Raw genomic sequence first — 21,932 nt, 5'->3', positions numbered from 1 at the left:
CATTTTGCGGTAGATTTTTCCTGAATTTAACCTATATTTAACATTATTTGGCGTCCGGATGCGCCTGTTTCATGAGGGCATGAACTTTCAGGGGAAGACCCAGCAGGTTGATGAAGCCGGCCGAATCCTTCTGATCGTAAACAGCATCCTCGCCAAAGGTCGCATATTCCTCGTTATAGAGGGAATAAGGAGATTTGATGCCGGCGGCTACGCAGTTGCCCTTATAGAGCTTCATGCGGACGGTGCCCGTCACGTTTGCCTGGGTCACATCCACAAAGGCGCTCAGAGCTTCCCGCAGGGGAGAATACCAGAAGCCGTCATAGACCAGCTCGGCAAATTTGGAGGCAACGCCTTCTTTATAGTGCATGGTCTGGCGATCCAGCGTAATAGATTCCAAAGCCGCATGGGCCGCATAGAGGATGGTTCCGCCGGGCGTTTCATATACGCCGCGGGATTTCATGCCTACCAAACGGTTTTCCACCATATCCGCCACGCCGATGCCATTGGCCGCGCCATAAGCGTTCAGTTTTTCCACCAGCTCCACAGCCCCCAGCTTTTCACCGTTGATGGCAGCGGGTGTTCCCTGCTCAAAATCAATTTCAATATAGGTGGGCACATCCGGAGCCGCTTCCGGAGTTTTGCAGATGAGAAGCAGATCGTCCTTGGGCTCGTTCCAGGGATCCTCCAGATCGCCGCCCTCATGGGAGAGATGCCAGATATTTGCATCCATGCTATAAGGACGTTCTTTGGTTACGGGAACCGGGATGCCATGAGCGTTGGCATAGTCGATTTCTTCGTCCCGGGATTTGATATCCCATATCCGCCAGGGCGCGATGATATCCAGATCCGGCGCCAGGGCCTTGATGGTCAGCTCAAAGCGAACCTGGTCGTTGCCCTTGCCGGTAGCCCCATGGCAGATGGCGTCCGCTCCTTCTTTTTTGGCGATTTCCACCAGCCGCTTGGCGATTACTGGGCGCGCGAAAGAAGTTCCCAGCAGATATTTGCCTTCGTAAACCGCGCCGGCCTTGACGGTGGGGAAAATCAGATCTTCCACAAATTCCTGGGTCAGATCTTCAATATAGCATTTGCTGGCGCCGGTTTTAATGGCCTTTTCCTCCAGCCCGTCCAGCTCCTTGCCTTGTCCCACATTTCCCGCGACAGCGATGACTTCACAGCCATAGTTCTCTTTCAGCCAGGGGATGATGATGGACGTATCCAAGCCGCCGGAGTATGCAAGCACAACCTTATTCAACTTTTTCATTATGATTAAACCTCCCAAAATATTTCGTATTTTCTTGTTGCTCATAATTATACAATATTATGAATATTTATGCAATACCTTTTTTCGCTTTTTCTTCATACTATGATAAACTATTTGCAAAGAAAAATAAACAGGGAAAATCACAGAAATTTATGATATGATAAAGGAAAGAAAAGGAGAAGGAAAAATGATTGTTTTGGGAATCGATCCCGGGCTGGCGACTGTGGGCTACGGGGTAATCCAATCCGAAGAGATGCGCATGCGTCTTATCGATTATGGAACCATCCTCACGCCCGCCGGCTTGAAATTGCCCGAGCGCCTGGATATAATATATGACAGCATGTTAAAGCTGATCGACCGCTTCTCGCCGGACGCCATTGCCTTTGAAGAACTGTTTTTCGCCAAAAATGTAAAGACGGGGATCGCCGTGGCCCATGCCCGCGGCGTACTTGTGGCGGCGGCCTATAAACGGACGCGGGAATTATATGAATATACCCCCCTGCAGGTGAAGCAGGCGGTAGTGGGATATGGCCGGGCGGAGAAGCAGCAGGTGCAGGCCATGGTGAAAACCATCCTTTCACTGAAGGAAATTCCCAAACCCGACGACGCGGCGGACGCCGTGGCTATTGCCATCTGTCATGCCCAAAGCGCTATCTGCAACAACGCTATGCGCCGGCGCTAGCCGGAGCGGCAGGATGGAGGCGAAAGGCGAAAAGGGTTTATTCCTTGTAAGGAGAATATGAGAAACTATGTATGCATTTATTCGGGGAAAAATCGCCTTGATAGGCGAACAGCATCTGGCTCTGGATGTTTCCGGGGTTGGATATAAAATTTCTGTAACCCAGCGTTTTTTGCAGCAGGCAAAGCTGGGGGAAGAGGTCGTCTTATATACGCATCTGATCGTGCGGGAGGATGATCTTTCCCTCTATGGCTTTGCCACGGAGCAGGAGAAGAATATGTTTGAGCGGCTGATTGGCATTTCCGGCGTGGGGCCGAAGGCCGGGATGGCCATATTGTCTTCCATGACGCTCAATGACATTGCAACGGCGATCCTTTCGGCAGATGCCCGGGCTTTTTCCAAAGTGAACGGCATTGGCCCCAAAACCGCGGGGCGGATCGTTTTGGAGCTGAAGGATAAAATCGACGTCAGCGAGGCGGTGGGCGGGGACGTTCTCGCTCCGGCGGAATCGACGCCGGTGGCCGAGGCGATGGAGGCGCTCATCAGTCTGGGTTATGAAAAAAGCGAGGCAGTGTCGGCGGTTTCCGCCGTCAAGGACCTTGCCGACAGCGCCGAGGATCTGACGCGGATGGCGCTCAAGCGATTGAGCCTGCAATAGAGGAAAAGAGGAAGATATATGCACGAGGATATCGAAGAAAGCCGGATCGTATCCGGGTTTTCCAAGGAAAATGAGAATCTGCTGGAAACAAATCTCCGGCCCAAGGTGCTGGAAGAATATATCGGCCAGAGCAAGGTCAAGGAAAAAATGCGCATTTTCATCGAGGCGGCAAAGGCCCGGGGAGAGGCGCTGGACCATGTTTTGCTCTATGGCCCGCCGGGCCTGGGAAAGACGACGCTTTCCTATATTATCGCCAACGAAATGAATGTGAATATACGGATTACATCCGGGCCCGCGATTGAACGGCCGGGGGACCTGGCAGCGCTTTTGACGAATATGAGCGAGGGGGATGTTCTCTTTATCGACGAAATCCACCGCTTAAATGCCAGCGTGGAAGAGGTGCTATATCCCGCTATGGAGGATTACGCCCTGGATATCATCATCGGGAAAGGGCCGAGCGCCCGCTCACTGCGGATCGATCTTCCCAAGTTTACTCTGGTGGGGGCGACGACCCGGGCGGGAATGCTGACTTCGCCCCTGCGGGACCGTTTTGGCGTCATCAACCGGCTGGAACTTTACACGGACGAAGAACTGAAAATCATTGTCACCCGTTCCGCTGGGATTTTGGGGATTTCCATTGACGACGGCGGCGCCCTGGAGATCGCCCGCCGTTCACGGGGAACCCCGCGGATTGCCAACCGGCTGCTGCGCCGCATCCGCGATTATGCGGAAGTCCGGGCGGAAGGGAAGATCACGCAAGAGGTCGCAGACGCCGGACTGAAGATGCTGGAAGTCGACAAAATGGGGCTGGATAACGTAGACCGGAATATGCTGCGGGTCATGATCGAGATGTTTGGCGGCGGGCCGGTGGGGCTGGACACCATTGCTGCGGCGACGGGGGAGGAATCCAACACCATCGAGGACGTTTATGAGCCGTATCTCATGCAGCTGGGCTATATTATGCGCACGCCCCGGGGACGGATGGTGACGCAGGCCGCCTATGACCATCTGGGCATCAAAAAGACGGATAAAAAGGAAAGCAATACACGGCAGATGAAGCTGTTCTAGAGTTGGGTGAAGCTATATGAATACAAAGGATTTTTACTATGATTTGCCGGAGGAGCTGATTGCCCAGCATCCCGCCGAACCCCGGGATTCCTCGCGGCTCATGGTGTATCATCGGGATACAAAGAATGTGGAGCACCGGATTTTCCGGGATATTACCGAATACCTGCGCCCGGGGGATGCGCTGGTCATCAACGAAACCAAGGTAATCCCGGCCCGCCTGTTTGGAAAAAAGGTGGGGACGGACCGGGAAGTGGAATTTCTTCTGCTCAACAAGCTGACCCAGGATACCTGGCAGATTCTCATGCGGCCCGGCAAAAAGCTCAAGATCGGCGACCGGGTGTATTTTGGGGAAAAGCTGACGGGCGAAGTCCTGGAAAAGCAGGCAGATGGGGTAACCATCGCGAAATTTTATTTTGATGGCATTTTTGAGACGATTCTTGATGAATACGGCAATATGCCCCTGCCCCCCTATATCTATGAAAAGCTGGAGGATAAGACCCGCTATCAGACGGTTTATGCAAAGGAACAGGGTTCTGCCGCGGCGCCCACGGCCGGGCTGCATTTCACGCCGGAGCTGTTGGAAAAGATCCGGGCGATGGGCGTAAAAATCGTTCCGATTTTGCTGCATGTGGGCTTGGGAACCTTCCGGCCGGTGAAGGTGGAGGATGTAGAAAAGCACACAATGCACAGCGAATACTACAGCGTTTCTCCTGAAGCGGCAAAAGCCATCAACGAAACCCGGACAAACGGCGGACGGGTGATCGCCGTGGGAACGACCAGCGTCCGCACGCTGGAGAGCGCCAGCCGGGATGATGGGATGCTGGAGGCAAAGAGCGGGGATACGAGCATTTTTATCTATCCGGGATACAGGTTTAAATGCGTGGATTGTCTGATAACCAATTTCCATCTTCCGGAGAGTACGCTGATTATGCTGGTTTCTGCGCTGATCGGCCGGGAAGAAACTCTCGGCTTATACAAGAAAGCAGTGGAAGAAAAATACCGTGTCTTTTCCTTTGGGGATGCCATGCTCGTGGTGTGAGTAAAAATTTAGAGCAAAAGGAACCCGCAAAAGCCCAGGATTAACTCGCTTTTGCGGGTTTTTAGTGTCTATTTTTAAAAATCTCATTTTGATTCTCTTGTTTTATTAAGAGTAAAATGGAATATTATGGTAGAAATGCGCGAAAGAATGCGATATAATATTATAATATTAAATTTTGTTCAATGGCAACGCTGCGCAAGTTTAAAATAGTGAATGATCTCGCAAATATGGAAAATAGTAAGGAAATAGTAGAAATGGATCAACAGATTTTTGCCTCTATGATTATAAAATACTGGTATTTAATAGAATTTCTGGGTCAATCCGACTTTCCTGTACAAAGCCGGGAAGGCCGGGAACTTTGTTCAAAAGCGGCAAAAGGGGAATCTCGTGCCAAGCAGATTACCGTGTATCATGCTCTATCCACACAAGCGGATAAACTTGCTAAAGAACAAAAAACGATTTCTATGGAGCCGTATGCAGCGCTGCAAAAGGATAAGCATATATATTCTTCCTATGGCGTACTATCGGATGAAATCCATGTTTGTGTGGGGAAGATGGAACGATATCTTTTTGCCGAATGTTTACAACGAGCCTTTCATCAGGATTTTGAGTTGCCGGAGAAAAATCACAAACCTATATGCCTTATCGGTCTGAAGTGTGATGAGCAAGCAACGTATATTCCGGGAAGTATTCGGGTATCTCCTTTGGCTTGGGGGATTTATCAGTTGCTGACGCCGGACAATTGACAAAAGAGAACATGGCGGATTTTTTATCCACGAGTGCCTATGAGACCGATATGCAGTCATTCGATATGCAGCTGGTAGAGACAACGGAGGAAGGACGTGTTGGGCGGCCCCTTAGTCTGGCTCTGCTAAATTCCATTCGGGATTGGGCAGAAGGAAAATTTTTAGCAAATATTATCCAGCCGAACCAGAGAATTAACTGGGATGGAGTCATGATTTATCGCCGGTATCAGACCGAGGAGATTAAGGCGCGGGATACAGAAGTTTTTCATGAAGGTGACTTGGCTAACAGCTTTTTTATAGATGACTTATGCATGGTGGAAAAAGCAATTAGCAGTGGAAAGTTCGGCAATGATAAGTTGGAACATGCGATAGTGGATTATATAACAGGGGCATATGCGGAAGAAATCCCCGAATTACACTGGCTGGATTTTCCAAATCGTATCGATGTGCACAGTACATGGAAAAATGGGAAGAAAGAAGAGCGCGCTGAATTTTATCACCGCTATTTAGACATTGCAGCAGCACCTCTTGGCAAGTGGCCCTCCAGATTTATGCCTTGTTTAATGCAGCAGCTGGCGATAAATTTGAGTTGGCGCCCTTTGCCGGATACCCTGCCTATTTTTTCTGTAAATGGTCCTCCCGGAACAGGGAAAACCACTCTGTTAAAGGAAATCATTGCCGGCAATGTAGTGGAGAGAGCGAACTTGCTTGCTCAATATCAGGATCCGGATGACGCCTTTGTTCGGCGGCAATTTCAAGATGGCGATAAAACGCACAGAGGATATTCGCAATATTGCTTTGGATATTATGATTTTGTCGATGAACGACTGAAAGATTACGGGATGCTGGTGGCTTCCTGCAATAACGCCGCTGTGGAGAATATCACGAAGGAGCTCCCGGATGGAACGGCATTGGTAAAAGGAATGGAACCCGGCAAAACAGAAGATGAATCTGTTCGTCAAGGCCTCGCCGAAGTCCAAAATCTATTTAACATAGATGAGGCCGAACCAGAGGCTTATTTCGTATGGAACCAACAAGAAGGAAGACGCGAATCTCGGACATATCCCGATATTTATTTTACAAAGCTGGCCAACGATCTGGCGAAAAAAAAGGATGGGGAATGGGATCGCTGGGGATTGATTTCTGCACCGTTTGGGAAGATGAGCAATCTGAAAGAGTATATGTATGCGGTCTTAAAGACTTATATCGGGAGCTTTGGATCCAACGAAAGCATTCAGCGGCATAAAGAGAATTATAAAAATGCCGTTTTGCGTTTTAAGAGCCAGCGTGAAAAAGTCACACAAATGGAACAAGAGCTCCAAAAGATCAGTGGCGCGAGAAAACATTTTGCAGAACAAAAAGCATCGCTGGAGAATGAAATTCAAGAGACTAGAACCCTTAAGGCGCAGATGGAGCAGAATGAACAGGAAATGCTGGAGGAACTGCAGAAGCTGGCCCAGCAGTCCAAGTTGGAAGAACAGATTTTGAAAGATTATCAGCAGAAATTGGCCGGTTTACGACATGAGCAATTTCTACAAGATAAGAATCAAATTGATATTAAAAACCAGATTCAAAATCTCCGTCAGCAAATTATGGATCTGGAAAACAAACGTCGATTCCGAGATATCATCCTTGAAATTATCCATCGGCCCTCCATGCTTTCTGATACTATCCAGAAACATTATAAAGCATTAGCCATGGCGGAACGGTGCCTTCAGGATGGGATAGTGAAAGTGGAGCAACTGCAACGGAAGCTGGAACAGCAAACTCGGGAATGTGATGCACAGGAAGATGTGATAAGCAGCCTTGAAGATCAACGAAACATGCTTTTGGAAAAACGAAAAATATGTCTTGACCAGGCAGATCAGCTGCATCGGCAAATAGAAGAGTTTTCAAAGAAAATTATAGAGGATCATGACTCCTATGTATTGCTACTGAAAGAGGTTTCTGAGCAATGCGGCGATCAGGCGATGACAGTATTGGATGAAAAGTTCTTCCGTCTGTATGATAGTGATGAGGAAAAAGAATCTACCGCAGCACAGGTTGCGAATCCCTGGCATACAGCAGCCTATAATCGGGAACGGGAAAAATTGTTCTATGAGGCGTTAAAGCTGCATAAGGCGTTTTTACTTGGGTCTAAGGCCTGTCTATGGAATTTTAAGAATCTGCTGCTGTTCTGGAAAGAGCCCAGAGATGACGATAAAAAAGTAGTAACGGTTTCACAGCGCGACCGGGAAGCGGCTTTCGGTTCTTTGCTGAACACGGTATTTCTGTTAACACCTGTACTTTCCACTACATTCGCGTCGGCAGGTAACATGCTGTCTTCCATTCGCCGGCCTGGGGAAATCGGCTGTCTGATCATCGACGAAGCCGGACAAGCTGCACCGCAGATGGCTTTGGGTTCCCTTTATCGATGCCGCCGCGCTATCGTGGTTGGCGATCCTAAACAGGTAGAGCCGGTTGTGACAGATGAACTGGATTTGATTAAACGGGTGATTCAAAACGATTATACCGTATATTATCAATCCAAAACTCACTCTGTCCAAGGATTCGCAGATCGGCTGAATACTGTGGGGACAACCTATGTCGATGGTGAACAGAAAACCTGGGTAGGATGCCCTTTGGTCGTGCATCGGCGCTGTATCAGCCCTATGTTTGAGTTATCCAATGCGTTATCTTATAACCAAATGATGAAACAGCAGACTGCTCCGCCGGGGCCGGAAAAAGAAGCCAAGTTCTGCCGGAGCAGTTCTGGGTGGATCAATGTCAGCGGAAGCGAAAACAGCAAAGCGGACAAAGATCATTTTGTGGAAGCTCAGGGAAGAAAGGCATGGGAACTTATCCGGAAAGCTTTTCAGCTAACCGAAGATGTGCCAAGTCTTTTTGTTATAACTCCGTTTACTTCCGTACGGGATGGTATGAAAAAAATGATTCGGTCTCAGCCGGAATATAGGGAGGACGCTCGGTTTGCGGAGTGGACAGAAAAGAGCATCGGAACCGTGCATACCTTTCAGGGCAAAGAGGCTGATCAGGTTATTTTTCTGCTTGGATGTGATAAGAACGCTTTGTCGGCGGTTCGGTGGGTAAACACGAATATCGTCAATGTGGCGGTTACCAGAGCAAAATACCGCCTATATGTGATCGGCGATTATACCGTTTGGCAGCATTCTGAGCTGTTTCGAAAGGTAAAGGGAATTCTGGATAGCTATGCGGTTCGTGCCCTGCAAAAAGCGGCAGACAGCTCCGATGCGCAAAAAAATGAAAAGCAGATAGAACGCTTGCTAAAAGAAGTGCCTGGCGCAGAGTCTTTGACCATGGATGGGAAATTGGAAGACACCTTGGCGGCACCTCTTTTTCAAGAGCTGGACGGTTTGTGGAAAAACAGCCCGCTCACACCGGAACAGTTGGCGGCATTTGGCCTTTCCTCATCTGATATGAAGTGCTTGCCGATGGAAATTCAGCAACGGCTTACTCACAGCATTCGGCTGCATGAATTGTTTTCCATGATGAGAAAGCGATATAATCTGGAAGATATTGATGCATCCTGCGCCGGTATTCTGTTTTGCAAGACAATGGAATCTATGCTGAAAGAAATGCTCTTGGGGAAACTAAAAGCGCTGTTTCCAAATGAGAAGACGACCCAAGGAAAGCTTTGTGACATAAAAGAACAACATGCCACCACCGGTACCTTTACATCGCTTTTAAATAAGGCAGAATTACGTTCCAAATTGGCGTCCCGCAGGGCTGTCCTATTTAAACAGGTTTGTGACGACCAATGGTGGAAAGTCTATGCTGAGGAGCTGGAAGAATTCCGAAAGCTGCGCAATACCTGCTGTCATTCCGAACCACTGAACTGGCAGCAGGAGAGCAAACTAATACAGATCCTTTTTGCCAAACAGGAGTTTATCAAAACATTGGTTGGCGGCGTCTTGTAATGGCGTTTACATTGGCGGCCTGCCTCAAACATAATGAAAGCCCAGAAGAGAAAAGCGGCGCAGGGGAAAAGCCTCCCAGCGCCGCGTGTTTTTTCAGATATTATGTGGGCAAACTTTGGAAGAGTATTGGTTCGGTTGGGTATTTAAAATGTTCGCTTATCAAAAGGCTGGCTGAAAAGGAAATTGTTATTCCTGTCCGCGTTTTGTTTCCCCCGGCTTTTATTTTCTCTCATATTTCGGTGCATATTTGCCCAAAGAATGCCTTTCCTTCTGCGCAACAGGCCCTTTATACTGTGCCGATACGGGCCGGTGGTAAACGACTGTGATTGCTTTTTGCGGACATAAATTGACACATCGATAACAGAACATACAGTTTCCCTGGGGGAGAATGTGCCCATCCTTCCATAAAAGATTCTGTACGGGGCAGTTCCGGGCACATCGTCCGCAGCCGATGCAATCGGAATGGATGCGGACATTGTCTTTGGCTTTCTCCTCAGTCGCAGGGAAATATTTGCGTTGCCACCATCCGAGCCTGCGGGATAAGGGATTGCATCCGCGGCGCCGCACCTTCCCGGCATAAAGATCCTGCTGGATCTTCTCGATTTTTCGGTTGGCACGGCGGATCTCATGAGTAACAACCTTTTTCCCAAAGGTCCACGCCGGAAAGACATTGCAGATATTGTTAGGCATAAAAAAATGCTCCGCATAGGCGAGGATCAGCCAATTTTCAGGAAAAAGGTCCAGAAAGGCCCGGGCACCGTCTCCAGAATAGAGCATCTGTGTGCAGAATACAAGAACCTGCTTTTGATAAAAATCCTTGCGGTATTTTTGGGCAAATTCCCGCATCAGGCGGGGGATTCCGGAGCAATAGATGGGATAGCAGATGACAATCCGGCTATGCCGGATCAACAATTCGTGAAAGCGCAGATTCTCTTCAATGGAATGACAGGGAATATCCATTTGTGCGCTGAATTTTCGGGCGATATATTCTGAATTTCCGGTTCCGGAAAAATAAAAAGCAATCATTGCTTTTTTCCTTCCTCCTTGAATTTTTGTTTATCTCTATGCGAAAAACGGCGGATTATCACAAAATTTGGCAAAGACTATTGACAGGGGAGGAAGATGTATGATATATTTTGGTTAGTCAATACTAACTATAATATTATGAGAAAGCGAGGTGTAGTATGAGCGTCGTTATCGTCGGAGGCAACGAATGCATGGTCTGCAAATATCAGGCGATCTGTAAACAGCACGGCTGCAAGGCGAAAGTATTTGTCAAGGAAAATGGAGCCTTGAAAAGAAAAATGGGGGTTCCGGATCTTTTGATATTGTTCACCAACACTGTCTCCCATAAAATGGTGATCAGTGCCATTGGCGAGGCCAAACGTTTTAACATTCCCGTATGCCGCTGCCATTCCAGCAGTGCCTCGGCACTCAATAAAATCCTCTGCGAGCATTGTTCCGGATGCTCTGCCTGCCAATAATAATATTGCATTAGAAAAAAAGAAGGCTGGGCCGCCTTCTTTTTTTGCAGAAAAGTTTTATAGGCGGATGATTTCATTGAAAAAAGGGAGCACAAGATAAAACGCCCGAAAAGGAATATAAGGGAAGGCCGCACCGCATTTGTTTTATTTTTACTTTTTTGTTTTCATTCCTGTTAAAAATATGGTATCATTATACCCGGTATGCTTGAACTATATGAAAAAGGAAAATCAATGATGTTTGAATTTGAAGTACTAAAGGAATGCGAAAAGACAGGCGCGCGGGCAGGTGTTTTGCATACGCCTCATGGCGATATTAAAACGCCGGTATATATGCCTGTCGGAACGCAGGCGGCCGTTAAAGCCCTGACGACGCAGCAGGTTGAGGAATGCGGCGCGCAGATTTTGCTGGCCAATACCTATCATCTCTATCTTCGGCCGGGGGATGAGCTGGTAAAGGAGGCGGGCGGTCTGCATCAGTTTATGCACTGGGATAAGCCCATCCTGACGGACAGCGGCGGCTTTCAGGTGTTCAGCCTGGGAGAGCTTCGCCGGCTGACGGAGAAGGGGGCGCATTTTAAGAGTCATCTGGATGGATCGGCGCATACGCTGACGCCGGAAAAGGTGATGCAGATTGAGCAGAATCTGGGCGCAGATATCATCATGGCCTTTGACGAATGTACCCCGTATCCTGCCACATATGAATATACAAAAAACTCTATGGAGCGGACGCACCGCTGGGCAGAGCGCTGCCAAAAGGCCAAAACCAGCCGGAATCAGGCGCTGTTCGGCATTGTGCAGGGCGGCATGTTTGCCGATCTCCGGCGGGAGAGCGCCCTTGCCATCAATTCCATGGATTTTCCCGGAAATGCCATCGGCGGGCTAAGTGTGGGGGAACCCAAGGCAAAGATGTATGAGCTTTTGGAGGTGGTGACCCCGCTTTTGGAGCGGAACAAGCCGCGGTATCTCATGGGCGTTGGAACACCGGACTGCCTGCTGGAGGGGATCGAGCGGGGCGTCGATATGTTCGACTGCGTCCTGCAGACGCGTATTGCCAGAAACGGAACGGCCCTCACAAGCCAGGGGAAAAAGGTTGTGCGCAACGCGGAATATGCCCGCGATTTTTCGCCTTTGGATCCGGAATGCGACTGCTATGCCTGCCGGAATTTTACACGGGCCTATATCCGCCATCTTTTGAAAGCGGGAGAAATTTTGGGCGGAATGTTGCTTTCGCTGCATAATATCCATTTCACGGTGAAGCTGATGGAAGGAGCCCGGGAGGCGATTCTGGGAGGTTATTTCCCGGAATATAAGAAAGAGAAATTTCAAAAGCTCGGTTACTAAGGTTTAATTTATAAACTTCCCCGAATTTTGGTTGACAGGCCCTGAAATTTCCATTATTATGATGGAAGTGCAAAAAATTAGAGAAAGCATTTCTTGTTAATGCGAGGAAAGGAAGATTTATAGGCTATGGATGCAACGACTGCTTCAAATTTATCAACGATTATTTTGCCCATCGCGATTCTGGTTATCTTTGTTCTCCTGATTATCGTCCCTCAGAGAAAACGGGATAAAAAGATCCGTGAGATGCTGACCAACCTGAAAGAAGGCGACACCATCAAGACCATTGGCGGGATTTATGGAAAAATTGTTTCTCTGAAAGAGGATCTGGTTACCATTGAAACCGGCCCGGACAAATGCAAGATCGTTTTCGCAAAGGGCGCTATCGCAACGGTAGAGTCCGCAGATGTGGAAGCGGACATGTAACGCAAATAAAGCGAAAAATCAAAAACGCGGCGGAAAATCCTGCCGCGTTTTTGATGTTGAAAGGGCGCTGACTAGAAATAGAATGACGCGGATAAATGAGGAGGATTTCGTCAGGAAAACCAAATTAAAAAAAGGAGAAAGAAAAAGGACGAGCAACCCGGAAAAGAGACTCGAATGGCGAAGGGATTTTATAAAACGCTGCAACATCTCTCCATAGGAATGCGAAAGTCCTTTTTTATTTTCTATCGTTTTTTCAGCGGGTTTCCAAACTATGAATAATTTTTGTGTGGTTTCCATAGATATTTAGTACATTATGTATTTTCTTGGAAAATGAAAACAAGTTGTAAAGGAGCAAAGAGCTATGCAGAACACACGGGGAGCCTCTGGAAAACGAAAGGAAAATAAAAACAGCAAGCCGCAGAAAGCAGCCGTTGGAAAATCCATAAAGGGAGCGGTTTTTGCCTTGGTGGTCACGGTCGTCTGCGTATTGATTTTTGCAGTCATCGTCAAACAGGCGGGCCTCAGCAATGAAGTAATCGGGGCCGTAAACCAGACCATCAAAGTCGTCTGCATCTTCCTGGCCGCTTTGATTGCTTCCAGAAACGTTTCGGAGGGCAAAATTCTGGCGGGGATCATGGCAGGCGCGATCTATGTCGTTTTGGGATATCTGACATTCTCGCTGATCGACGGACAATTCGGCGATATCATGATGATGTTTGCAGATCTGGTAATGGGCGTTGTGATCGGCATGCTGACGGCCATGGTGTTCTCCAAGGTGTTCGTAAAGCAGCCGGAAAAAACGGCAAAAAAAGCTTGAATGAAGAAACCGGCACGCGTCCATAATAATAAGGCGAATTGCTACTATTATGGGGGTGGAAAATAACCAATGGATCAAAAACAGACGCTGGAGCTATATCAGGAAATTCTGCGCGGGGCGCAGATCGGGATGGGTTCCATTGATGAGCTGATGAAAAAGAGCGAGGATGTTTTGTTCCGCGAGGAGATGCGCCGGACGCGGGAGGATTATCAATATATCGCCTTTGAAGCCAACGAGCGCATTCACGAGATGGGCGGTGAGCCCAAACCTCTTTCCATGTTCATGCGGATGAACACATGGGGCATGGTTTCGGCATCCACCTTGTTTGATACCTCAAACGAGCATATGTCGGAACTGATGCTTAAGGGTATCGGCATGGCAGATAAAGAGCTTTCGGATTATCAGGAACGGTATGTAAACGCGGATGAGCGGGCCAAAGATCTGGCGGACCGTCTGATACAAATGGAAGACGCCCAAAGAAGCGTCTACCGGAAATATCTCAATTAGTTATCTGAAATGCGCTGCACAATAAACATGCTGGGGTATAAGCCGCCGGCTGCGAAGGTTTTTCTTTCCAGCAGGCGGTATTTATTTTTCAAAAGACCGGCGATGAGCTTTTTTTCGTGGGTGAACAGAAAGGCAGTTCCACCGGGCGCCAGGGTTCTTGCCAGATTATCGAGAAAATCCATATAGAGCCTTCGGTTTTCTCCGTGGCTGGAAACCCGCAGGCCGAAGGGCATGTTGCAGATCACCTCATCATAGCGCTTTTCAAAGGGAGTCACCGCATTTTTGATGAGGAAATGCGCTCCCGTCCGGGCCAGCCGCTCATTCGCCCGGGCCGCCTTCAGGGCGGGATGGGAAATATCCGCCCCGGTTAAGGAACGATAGGGATAGCGCGCCCGCTCGAACAGCATCGTCCCGCTGCCGCAGAAACAATCCAAAACATGGGCCTTTTCTTTCAAATAGGATTTACAGAAATAGACGCAGGATGCAGCAACCGCCGGATGAATGGAGGCGCTGATGGCCTGGGCGCGGTAAGTGAAGCGGGCATCCAGCTCTCCGCAGGCAGGTACCAGCAGAACATAGACATATTTTTGGCTGACGATCAGCCGGATCTCCAAAGAATAAGCCGAGGGGCTGTTTTGAAGGCGGGAGCTCGTCCCCAGATTGACGGCAATGGCCTCGGCCGTTGCCTTGCGTTCCTTTTGCCCCATAGGCTCAAAATCGCAGATGGTTTCTACGCGGTATGTGAGGTCGCTGCGCCCATAGAGGGATTCTACTTCGCCCACCAGCTTATGCGATGAAACGGCCTCGACGGCAGAAGAGAGTGAGTCAAATTTCCCAAAGAAAAAACCGGCGTCAAAAAACGTCCGCGCCTCAAACAATCGCTCCAGAGAGGGAACCCCTTGCAGGGACAGATAGCCGCGGGGATGATCCGGCGCGGAAGGAGAAAACCCCAGTTCCTGCATTTCAAGGGCAGTAACCCGGGCGTTGGGACAGCTGAGATAGAGAATTTTTCCCTTGCAGGCGCCGGCAAGAGGAAGGGCTGGCTTCTCTAAGGACGAAAGGGAGGAGAGTGCCTTTTGCAGGGCGAGCTGCTGTTCCTTTACCTGCTTTTCATCGCCCTCGGGAATGACAAAGGCCCGGAGAGCTTCCCTGACTCCCTCGGCATGGCGGGCATTTCCCAGCGCCAAAAGAATGGAGGGGCGGACGAAATCCGTCTTTTCTGCCGCCAGCGCATGAAGCAGATGCGGAGCAAAGGCATCGGGGCACACGCGTCCCAGAAGCTGGGCGCAGGTTTTGCGCACTTTGGGATCCTCGCTCTGCAAAAGACGGGGAAAAGCCTCCGGGTGCAGTTCAATATTATGCTGAATGATCTCCTGCATTTCCTTTTGAGGAGCAAGGTCGCAAAGCAGGCGCAAAAAGGCGCGCTGCTCCTTTCCGGCAAGCAGAAGATGAAAAATCCGCGAAATGTCTCCCCGCGAAAGCCGGGGAAGAAGCAATTCCCGCCGCGCCTTGGGAGATAAATCCTTTGTATCTTGCAGCAGCTTTTGTAATTCGTCCATAAATTTTTTATTTCTCCAATACGGAATAGATGACCTGGATTACGTTCTGTGTCCCATTGCTGATGCCGCTGTTTTTCATGGCGTCTCTAAGGACATCCGCATCGGCATGCAGCGCATGGATGGCATCCAGCATGGTTTTCGGCGTGATATCCGATTGCTGAAGGACATGGCTGAACCCCTTGCTGCGGAAAAATTCGGCGTTCAGAATCTGGTCGCCGCGGCTGGCTTCCCGGGGAAGCGGAATGAGAAGGGCAGGGAGGCAAAGGGCCAGTATTTCAAAAATGGCATTGGCGCCGGCCCGGGAAATCATCAGGTCTGCCGCTGCAAAAATATCCGGAAGCTCTTCCGAAACATATTCATATTGTGCATAGCCTTTTTTTCCTTCCAGCTGAGGATTCAGCTTTTCCCTGCCGCGGATATGGATGATATCAAAGGTTTCCAGAAGAGAATCGAGAACGGCGTCTACCGCCTCATTGACTGCCTGGGCGCCCAGGCTCCCGCCCATGATGAGAAGGACGGGCTTTTCGCCGGAAAAGCCTGCGCGGCGCAGGCCACCCTCCCGGCTTCCGGAAAACAGCTCTTCCCGGACGGGAGAACCCGTAACGACACATTTTCCTTTTTCGATATGCTTGGCTGTCGCCTCAAAGGATACGCAGACCTTATCCGCTTTGGGCATGCAGAGACGGTTGGCTAGACCGGGGGTATAGTCGGATTCATGCAGAACCACGGGCACCTGCAGCTTGTTGGCTGCAAACACCACGGGCACGGTCACATAGCCGCCTTTGGAAAAGACCAGATCCGGCTGCTCCCGCCGGATGATTTTCTTTGCCTGAAAATATCCCCGCAATATTTTGAAAGGATCGACAAAATTCTTAAAGCTGAAATAGCGGCGCAGCTTTCCAGAACTGACGGCATAGTAAGGCAAGTCCGTCTGTTCCTGGATAATCTCCCGCTCGATGCCCTTTTTTGAACCGATATAGACGATGGAAAAGCCGTCTTTTTCTAAAGTAGGGAGAAGGGCGAGATTGGGCGTCACATGCCCTGCCGTGCCACCGCCGGTCATAATGATTTTTTTGCTCATATTTTTCTGCCTGCCAATGTCATAAATTTTTTGCCTGCCTTTGGGCAAACTTAGTTTTATAATATCATATATTCGCCCAAATACAAAGCTGTGAATTTAGCGGGGCGGATAATTTTGAAAAAATGGGAATTCTTGTTGAATTTTCACAAAGTTTATGGTAAGATACGGATAAGAAAATTAAGGGTTGTGACGAATTATGAAAAAAACGGACAGCATGGGGAGAGTTCTTTTCCTGTCGATCACCGCAGGACAGGGGCATAATTCAGCCAGCAAGGCTGTGGCAGGATACCTGCAGGAGCAGGGCGCTGAATGCAAAATTCTTGATACCTATACCTATCTCAACAAGATCATAGGAAAGAGTTACGACAAGGGATATACAGTGCTGGCGCGGTATAATCCCAAATCCCTGGAAAAACTCTGCGCGAAGAACGAAAAGGTCAACGGCACGGCGGCCATGAAGCGGTATTTTCCCTTCGTTTTTGCCGATCTGAGCAAAAAGAAGATGAGCAAATATATCGAACGCTATCAGCCGGACGTCATCGTATGTCCCCATGTGCTCACCTGCATTTTGATTACGCAGCTTCGCAAGGATGGACTCATCAGCCGGGATATCCCCTGCCTGGGGATCATTACCGACTATACCCTCCATATTTTCTGGGAAAATATGGACATCGACTATTTTGTCACCGGCGCGGATTTCATGACTGTGGATTTTGCCCGCAAGGGAATTCCCGCCGAGAAAATCCTGCCCTTCGGGATTCCCGTGCAGGGAAAATTCGAACAGCATATGGAAAAATCCGAGGCCCGCAAAAAGCTGGCCCTCAAGGATATGGAGACGATCCTGGTGCTGAGCGGCGGCATGGGCATGGGTAAGATGGCGGCCGCTGTGAAAGAGCTGGTGGAATTCTGTCCGCAGTTTCAGGTGGTTGTGGTCTGCGGAAGCAATCAGACCATGGAAAAAAAGCTCAAGGAGTTTGCCGCGGATAAGGAAAATCTCCTGATTTTGGGATACACGACCAACATTGATGAATATATGGACGCCGCAGACCTGGTGTATACCAAGCCGGGCGGGCTGACGACGACCGAGGCGCTTACGAAAGATAAGCCGCTGATGCTGATGAGTCCGCTACCGGGAGTCGAGGAGGCCAATCTGGCATATTTTTCCAATCATTCCCTGGCCTGCTTCACAAACACTTATATGCCGGGGAGCCTGGCCATTGAGCTGCTTCTTGCCGATAAAGAACGGTTGGAGGCCATGCGCATCGCACGGCAGAAAATGGTGAAGCACAACAGCGCAAAGAACCTGGGTGATTATATTCTGAATTTAATTGAAGAAAAACGAAAAGGATGAGGATACATTGGTGAAAGCAGATCGCAGAGAAGAAATCAAAACAATTTTCCGCACGAAAGGCGAGATCAAGTTAAAAGAGCTGGAGGAGCGTTTTCCGGACTGTTCCAGCATGACGTTGCGCCGAGACATCAAGTATTTGGAGGAGCAGGGCCTGGTTCGGCGCACCCGCGGCGGTGCTGTTGCCATGAGCAATATCATGCTGGTGACCGAGGACGACTATCAAAAGCGGGCTATGTATAACACCAAAAAGAAAATCGAAATTGCCAAAAAGGCAGTGAAGATTTTTCAGAGGGGCTGCTCTATCTATGTCGATGCCGGCAGCACGATGATGTTTCTGGCGCGGGAAATTCCGGATGAATATTGTTCTATTGTCACATCCGGGGTCAATATTGCCATGGAGCTCATGAAAAAATCCGTTCCCATTATCACGCTGATCGGCGGCGAGCTGAACCGCAATTCCATGTCGGTGGCTGGCGTGGATTCGGCGGAATTTATCTCTTCCATCAACATTGATATCGCCTTTATGGCAACCAGCGGGTTTACCCAGAACAGCGGCATGACCTGCGGCACTTATACCGAATGCGGAATCAAGCGCGAGGTATTGAAGCGTGCCCGCAAAAAGGTCGTTATGATGGATTCCACGAAATATGGAAAGAATATGCCCTTTACGTTTGCCAACCTGGAGGATATCGATGTTTTTGTCACGGATGACGATATCTGCGAAGAAGCGGCAAAATTGATTACGGACAGCGGCGCGGTGCTTCTTTAGACCGCCTTGAAAAGACAGGCAGCAAAATTGCAGTAGAGGAATAGACTGCTATGAAAGGGAGGCAGCGCAGAATGAAAACAGTTTTATGCTTTGGAGATTCCAATACCCATGGACAAATCCCCGGAAAAGATGGGGGACGCTATGAAAAGGAGATCCGCTGGCCGGGCGTGCTGAAAAGCATGCTGGGGGATTCCTTCGATGTGATTGAAGAGGGGTTGGGCGGCCGCACGACGGTTTTTGAGGACCCCATCGAGGAGGATAAGAGCGGCAAGGCTTATTTGCAGCAATGCCTGCATTCCCATAAGCCCATTGACCTTATTATCGTAATGCTGGGAACCAACGACCTGAAAATTCGCTTTGGCCTGACGGCCTATGACGTTTCCCTGGGGTTGGAAACTCTGGTGAAAAAGATGCAGGACGAGGCGTTTGGCGCTGATGGCCGGACTCCGCAAATCCTTATCATCGCCCCGGCTCCCATGCGGGAAGCGCCGCTGAGTGTGGCTCTGATGGGAAAAGAAGGAGTGGAGAAATCCCGTCTGCTGGCGGGGTATTATAAGCAGGTTGCTCAGACGCTGGGAGCATGGTTCCTGGATGCTGGGCAATTTGTGGAGGTCAGCGAGATCGACGGCATTCATTATACGCCGGAGGCCCACTATAATCTGGCTCGGGCCATTGAGGAAAAGATAGACGAAATGCAGCTCTAAGAAGTGTGTATTTTGCAAAAAAGGGCTTGACAGTAAAAAGTGAAATTGCTATACTAACTTTAATTTCATATGGCAAATGTGTGGAAGGGGAGTAGTAACCAGTTCCGATGCCCAACAAAGAGAGCTGCCGGAAGGTGCAAGGCAGCAAGCGGCAAAAGATGGTGAACTCGCCCCGGAGCAGCCGCATTGAAGTGATTGCTTAGGTGCGGACGGGAGCCCAGCCGAAAAAATGGGCGCGGCATGATGGTGCCGGGATGAGCTGGCAGAGTTTTTCTGCAAGCAGAGTGGTAACGCGGAATATCTTCCGTCTCTGTAATTGAGACGGAAGTTTTTTTATGAAAATGATATGTTTTTATAGAAGGAGGAGCAAACAATGGCAGAATTATTGGAGATGACGATTGGGGAAATGATGGAGCTGCAGGCTCGCCTGCATCCGGATCAGGATGGACTCGTTTCCCCGCTGATCGGCGTCCGGTATTCTTATAAAGAGCTGAATGAAATGTGCGACAGAGTGGCCCGCGGATTCATGGCCATGGGCATCAAAAAGGGCGACCATATCGCCATGTGGTCTTCCAACTATCCCGAATGGGTTATTACCCAGTTTGCTTCGGCGAAGATGGGGGCAGTTCTGGTGACGGTAAACACGAATTATAAGCGGTTTGAGCTGGAATACCTGATGCGGCAATCGGACTCCACCACGCTGATTACCATGCACGGGACGAAAGATTCGGACTATCTCCAATATATCTATGAACTTTGCCCGGAGCTGAAAACCTCCGAACCAGGGAAGCTGGAATGCGAGGCACTGCCCCGGCTGAAAAACGTCATTTATCTGGATGAGGGGCATCCGGATGGCATGTTCAACTGGAGCGATATCCTGGAAATGGCCGAGCAGGTGAGTCAGGAGGAGCTGGAGGCGGTCAAGGCGACGCTGGATATTCACGATGTCATCAACATGCAGTATACATCGGGCACGACTGGGTTTCCCAAGGGTGTTATGCTGACGCACTATAACCTGGTGAACAACGGCAAGGCCATCGGCGACTGCATGAATTTCACCCATGAGGACCGGCTGCTCATCCATGTGCCGCTGTTTCACTGCTTTGGATGTGTTTTGGGCGTGATGGCCAGCATTACCCACGGGACGACCATGATCCTGAACGACCATTTCAATCCCATTCATGCACTGAAGGTGATCGAGGCTGAGCGCTGCACGGCGGTGCATGGGGTGCCGACCATGTTCATTTCGATTTTGGAAAATCCGGAATTCTCCAAATATGACCTGTCCTCGCTGCGCACCGGAATCATGGCAGGATCGCCCTGTCCCATTGAGTTTATGAAGCGGGCGGTCAACGATATGGGAATGAAGGAAATCGTCATTACCTATGGTCAAACCGAATCCTCGCCCGCCATTACCATGACGACGACAACGGACCCGCTGGAGATCCGCGTAGCGACAGTGGGGAAGGTAATCCCAAATGTGGAAGCCAAAATTATCGATCCGGAGACCGGCGAGGATGCGCCTTTTGATGTTCAGGGAGAAATCGTGGCCCGGGGATATAACATCATGAAGGGATACTATAATATGCCCGAGGCGACGCGCCAGGCCGTGGATGAGGATGGATGGCTGCATACCGGGGATATCGGTACGATGGATGAAAATGGATATTTCAAGATTACCGGCCGCCTGAAGGATATGATTATCCGCGGGGGAGAGAACATCTATCCCCGGGAAATTGAGGAGTATTTTTATACGCATCCGGCAGTGAAGGATGTGCAGGTGATCGGCGTCCCGGATACCAAATACGGCGAAGAGGTTCTTGCCTGCATCATTTTAAAGCCGGGGGAGACGCGCACAGAACAGGAAATGATCGATTTTGTCCGGAATGGGCTTTCCAAATTCAAAGCGCCGCGGTATGTGCGGTTTGTGGATTCCTTCCCTATGACAGCCAGCGGCAAGATTCAAAAGTTCAAGATGCGGGAATGGGCCATCGGCGAATTAAAGCTGGAAGATGCGGCAAACATTGAAACCGCCTAAACGGAAAACAGAAAAACGATATGTATAAATTGGCCTTCTTAGGTAAAAATAATGCAAACGGGGATTTTCCTCAAATTCAATGCCTAAGGAGGCCAAAACATTGAAAAAGACAGTTGCGGTTTGTTTGCTTCTAGGAATATTCGCTCTCGCGGTCTGTGGCTGCACGGACGGTACAGACAAAAACAATGGAACCAATGACGCCGGCTTGACTTCGCCGCCCGCCATTGCCCAAACGCCTTCGGATTCTCCTTCCGACACGCCGGATATCGCGGGGACAACATCTCCCTCCATGCCGCTCGTGCCCACCGACAGCCCGGACGCTTCGGCCAGCCCGGGAACATCTGCGGCGGCTTCTCCGAGCCCTTCGGCCGGGTCTTCGCAAGCGGCGGAGTAAACTTTGGAATAGTGAACATGAATGCGGGCGGAATCCCTCCGGGGGTTTCGCCCTGGTTTTTCCTCCGGCTCTTGACGT

Annotated in this window: 21 protein-coding genes and 1 other annotated feature; of the genes, 17 read left to right on the top strand and 4 right to left on the bottom strand. The window is 49.6% G+C overall.

Annotation, left to right across the window (positions count from 1 at the left end):
* Window positions 1–43: 43 nt before the first annotated feature.
* Window positions 44–1,261 (bottom strand): argininosuccinate synthase, encoded by a 1,218-nt coding sequence (locus H8693_RS01705; RefSeq protein ID WP_283243718.1) that lies wholly within the window; start codon window positions 1,259–1,261, stop codon window positions 44–46.
* 187 nt (window positions 1,262–1,448) lie between these two features.
* On the opposite strand from H8693_RS01705, the gene ruvC reads away from it, so the two are divergent.
* The 7 genes from ruvC (at window position 1,449) to H8693_RS01670 (ending at window position 9,712) form a co-directional block, all read left to right on the top strand.
* Window positions 1,449–1,943 carry a crossover junction endodeoxyribonuclease RuvC gene (gene ruvC, locus H8693_RS01700; protein ID WP_249279531.1) on the top strand — a complete coding sequence of 165 codons (495 nt, stop codon included), beginning with the start codon at window positions 1,449–1,451 and terminating at the stop codon, window positions 1,941–1,943.
* A gap of 67 nt (window positions 1,944–2,010) precedes the next feature.
* Window positions 2,011–2,598 carry a Holliday junction branch migration protein RuvA gene (gene ruvA / locus H8693_RS01695; protein ID WP_249279530.1) on the top strand — a complete coding sequence of 196 codons (588 nt, stop codon included), beginning with the start codon at window positions 2,011–2,013 and terminating at the stop codon, window positions 2,596–2,598.
* Window positions 2,599–2,616: 18 nt separating this feature from the next.
* Window positions 2,617–3,666, top strand: a complete 1,050-nt coding sequence (gene ruvB, locus H8693_RS01690) for a Holliday junction branch migration DNA helicase RuvB (protein WP_178621472.1) — start codon at window positions 2,617–2,619, stop codon at window positions 3,664–3,666.
* 16 nt (window positions 3,667–3,682) lie between these two features.
* Window positions 3,683–4,705 carry a tRNA preQ1(34) S-adenosylmethionine ribosyltransferase-isomerase QueA gene (gene queA, locus H8693_RS01685; protein WP_249279529.1) on the top strand — a complete coding sequence of 341 codons (1,023 nt, stop codon included), beginning with the start codon at window positions 3,683–3,685 and terminating at the stop codon, window positions 4,703–4,705.
* 254 nt (window positions 4,706–4,959) lie between these two features.
* Window positions 4,960–5,451: a hypothetical protein gene (locus tag H8693_RS01680; RefSeq protein WP_249279528.1), complete on the top strand. Its 492-nt coding sequence runs from the start codon at window positions 4,960–4,962 to the stop codon at window positions 5,449–5,451.
* A gap of 50 nt (window positions 5,452–5,501) precedes the next feature.
* Window positions 5,502–9,386 carry a DEAD/DEAH box helicase gene (locus H8693_RS01675; RefSeq protein ID WP_249279527.1) on the top strand — a complete coding sequence of 1,295 codons (3,885 nt, stop codon included), beginning with the start codon at window positions 5,502–5,504 and terminating at the stop codon, window positions 9,384–9,386.
* Window positions 9,386–9,712, top strand: a complete 327-nt coding sequence (locus H8693_RS01670) for a hypothetical protein (RefSeq protein WP_249279526.1) — start codon at window positions 9,386–9,388, stop codon at window positions 9,710–9,712. The genes H8693_RS01675 and H8693_RS01670 overlap by 1 nt, the downstream gene beginning before the upstream one ends.
* On the opposite strand, the gene H8693_RS10775 is transcribed toward H8693_RS01670, so the two are convergent.
* On the bottom strand, window positions 9,606–10,346 hold the full coding sequence (locus H8693_RS10775) for an EFR1 family ferrodoxin (RefSeq protein ID WP_407926340.1): 741 nt from the start codon (window positions 10,344–10,346) through the stop codon (window positions 9,606–9,608). The genes H8693_RS01670 and H8693_RS10775 overlap by 107 nt on opposite strands.
* 224 nt (window positions 10,347–10,570) lie before the next feature.
* Between H8693_RS10775 and H8693_RS01660 the strand changes: the two genes are divergently transcribed.
* The 5 genes from H8693_RS01660 to H8693_RS01640 all read left to right on the top strand — a co-directional run bounded on the left by H8693_RS01660 (window position 10,571) and on the right by H8693_RS01640 (window position 13,958).
* On the top strand, window positions 10,571–10,870 hold the full coding sequence (locus H8693_RS01660; RefSeq protein ID WP_178622205.1) for a DUF2325 domain-containing protein: 300 nt from the start codon (window positions 10,571–10,573) through the stop codon (window positions 10,868–10,870).
* Between the two features lie 231 nt (window positions 10,871–11,101).
* Entirely contained in the window at window positions 11,102–12,211 is a 1,110-nt protein-coding gene (gene tgt / locus H8693_RS01655; RefSeq protein WP_249279524.1) for a tRNA guanosine(34) transglycosylase Tgt, read from the top strand.
* A 126-nt stretch (window positions 12,212–12,337) separates the two neighbouring features.
* Entirely contained in the window at window positions 12,338–12,634 is a 297-nt protein-coding gene (yajC, locus tag H8693_RS01650) for a preprotein translocase subunit YajC (protein ID WP_178622207.1), read from the top strand.
* Window positions 12,635–12,995: 361 nt separating this feature from the next.
* A complete protein-coding gene (locus H8693_RS01645; protein ID WP_249279523.1) occupies window positions 12,996–13,451 on the top strand; it encodes a TIGR04086 family membrane protein in 456 nt (151 codons plus the stop codon).
* Between the two features lie 69 nt (window positions 13,452–13,520).
* The gene (locus H8693_RS01640) at window positions 13,521–13,958 is read left to right on the top strand and encodes a hypothetical protein (RefSeq protein WP_178622211.1); all 438 of its coding nucleotides are present in this window, start codon (window positions 13,521–13,523) and stop codon (window positions 13,956–13,958) included.
* On the opposite strand, the gene H8693_RS01635 is transcribed toward H8693_RS01640, so the two are convergent.
* Both H8693_RS01635 and H8693_RS01630 read right to left on the bottom strand, forming a co-directional pair.
* Window positions 13,955–15,517, bottom strand: coding sequence for a methyltransferase (locus H8693_RS01635; protein WP_249279522.1), 1,563 nt, complete (start codon window positions 15,515–15,517; stop codon window positions 13,955–13,957). The two genes, H8693_RS01640 and H8693_RS01635, sit on opposite strands and share 4 nt — an antisense overlap.
* A gap of 7 nt (window positions 15,518–15,524) precedes the next feature.
* Entirely contained in the window at window positions 15,525–16,598 is a 1,074-nt protein-coding gene (locus tag H8693_RS01630) for an undecaprenyldiphospho-muramoylpentapeptide beta-N-acetylglucosaminyltransferase (protein ID WP_249279521.1), read from the bottom strand.
* A gap of 196 nt (window positions 16,599–16,794) precedes the next feature.
* Here H8693_RS01630 and H8693_RS01625 point away from each other — a divergent pair, with 196 nt between their 5' ends.
* The 5 genes from H8693_RS01625 (at window position 16,795) to H8693_RS01605 (ending at window position 21,854) form a co-directional block, all read left to right on the top strand.
* Window positions 16,795–17,949 (top strand): MGDG synthase family glycosyltransferase, encoded by a 1,155-nt coding sequence (locus H8693_RS01625; RefSeq protein ID WP_249279520.1) that lies wholly within the window; start codon window positions 16,795–16,797, stop codon window positions 17,947–17,949.
* Window positions 17,950–17,959: 10 nt separating this feature from the next.
* Complete coding sequence (locus tag H8693_RS01620; protein ID WP_249280093.1) at window positions 17,960–18,718, top strand: DeoR/GlpR family DNA-binding transcription regulator; 759 nt, start codon at window positions 17,960–17,962, stop codon at window positions 18,716–18,718.
* A 71-nt stretch (window positions 18,719–18,789) separates the two neighbouring features.
* Window positions 18,790–19,422, top strand: coding sequence for an SGNH/GDSL hydrolase family protein (locus H8693_RS01615; protein WP_249279519.1), 633 nt, complete (start codon window positions 18,790–18,792; stop codon window positions 19,420–19,422).
* Between the two features lie 72 nt (window positions 19,423–19,494).
* Window positions 19,495–19,737: a binding site (T-box leader), on the top strand.
* 58 nt (window positions 19,738–19,795) lie between these two features.
* A complete protein-coding gene (locus H8693_RS01610; protein ID WP_249279518.1) occupies window positions 19,796–21,460 on the top strand; it encodes an AMP-binding protein in 1,665 nt (554 codons plus the stop codon).
* A gap of 100 nt (window positions 21,461–21,560) precedes the next feature.
* Window positions 21,561–21,854, top strand: coding sequence for a hypothetical protein (locus H8693_RS01605; RefSeq protein ID WP_178618198.1), 294 nt, complete (start codon window positions 21,561–21,563; stop codon window positions 21,852–21,854).
* Window positions 21,855–21,932 lie beyond the last annotated feature (78 nt).

Origin of the sequence: Guopingia tenuis (genome assembly GCF_014384805.1) — a bacterium.
Lineage (GTDB): Bacteria > Bacillota > Clostridia > Christensenellales > Christensenellaceae > Guopingia > Guopingia tenuis.
The sequence above is the reverse complement of the archived record's forward strand: the minus strand, read 5'-3'. Positions and strand labels throughout refer to the sequence as shown.

Excerpts from the sequence above, each read along its gene's own strand:
- H8693_RS01705 (WP_283243718.1), bottom strand. The coding sequence starts at position 1,261 with ATGAAAAAGTTGAATAAGGTTGTGCTTGCATACTCCGGCGGCTTGGAT.
- ruvC (WP_249279531.1), top strand. The coding sequence starts at position 1,449 with ATGATTGTTTTGGGAATCGATCCCGGGCTGGCGACTGTGGGCTACGGG.
- ruvA (WP_249279530.1), top strand. The coding sequence starts at position 2,011 with ATGTATGCATTTATTCGGGGAAAAATCGCCTTGATAGGCGAACAGCAT.
- ruvB (WP_178621472.1), top strand. The coding sequence starts at position 2,617 with ATGCACGAGGATATCGAAGAAAGCCGGATCGTATCCGGGTTTTCCAAG.
- queA (WP_249279529.1), top strand. The coding sequence starts at position 3,683 with ATGAATACAAAGGATTTTTACTATGATTTGCCGGAGGAGCTGATTGCC.
- H8693_RS01680 (WP_249279528.1), top strand. The coding sequence starts at position 4,960 with ATGGATCAACAGATTTTTGCCTCTATGATTATAAAATACTGGTATTTA.
- H8693_RS01675 (WP_249279527.1), top strand. The coding sequence starts at position 5,502 with ATGCAGTCATTCGATATGCAGCTGGTAGAGACAACGGAGGAAGGACGT.
- H8693_RS01670 (WP_249279526.1), top strand. The coding sequence starts at position 9,386 with ATGGCGTTTACATTGGCGGCCTGCCTCAAACATAATGAAAGCCCAGAA.
- H8693_RS10775 (WP_407926340.1), bottom strand. The coding sequence starts at position 10,346 with ATGGATATTCCCTGTCATTCCATTGAAGAGAATCTGCGCTTTCACGAA.
- H8693_RS01660 (WP_178622205.1), top strand. The coding sequence starts at position 10,571 with ATGAGCGTCGTTATCGTCGGAGGCAACGAATGCATGGTCTGCAAATAT.
- tgt (WP_249279524.1), top strand. The coding sequence starts at position 11,102 with ATGATGTTTGAATTTGAAGTACTAAAGGAATGCGAAAAGACAGGCGCG.
- yajC (WP_178622207.1), top strand. The coding sequence starts at position 12,338 with ATGGATGCAACGACTGCTTCAAATTTATCAACGATTATTTTGCCCATC.
- H8693_RS01645 (WP_249279523.1), top strand. The coding sequence starts at position 12,996 with ATGCAGAACACACGGGGAGCCTCTGGAAAACGAAAGGAAAATAAAAAC.
- H8693_RS01640 (WP_178622211.1), top strand. The coding sequence starts at position 13,521 with ATGGATCAAAAACAGACGCTGGAGCTATATCAGGAAATTCTGCGCGGG.
- H8693_RS01635 (WP_249279522.1), bottom strand. The coding sequence starts at position 15,517 with ATGGACGAATTACAAAAGCTGCTGCAAGATACAAAGGATTTATCTCCC.
- H8693_RS01630 (WP_249279521.1), bottom strand. The coding sequence starts at position 16,598 with ATGAGCAAAAAAATCATTATGACCGGCGGTGGCACGGCAGGGCATGTG.
- H8693_RS01625 (WP_249279520.1), top strand. The coding sequence starts at position 16,795 with ATGAAAAAAACGGACAGCATGGGGAGAGTTCTTTTCCTGTCGATCACC.
- H8693_RS01615 (WP_249279519.1), top strand. The coding sequence starts at position 18,790 with ATGAAAACAGTTTTATGCTTTGGAGATTCCAATACCCATGGACAAATC.
- H8693_RS01610 (WP_249279518.1), top strand. The coding sequence starts at position 19,796 with ATGGCAGAATTATTGGAGATGACGATTGGGGAAATGATGGAGCTGCAG.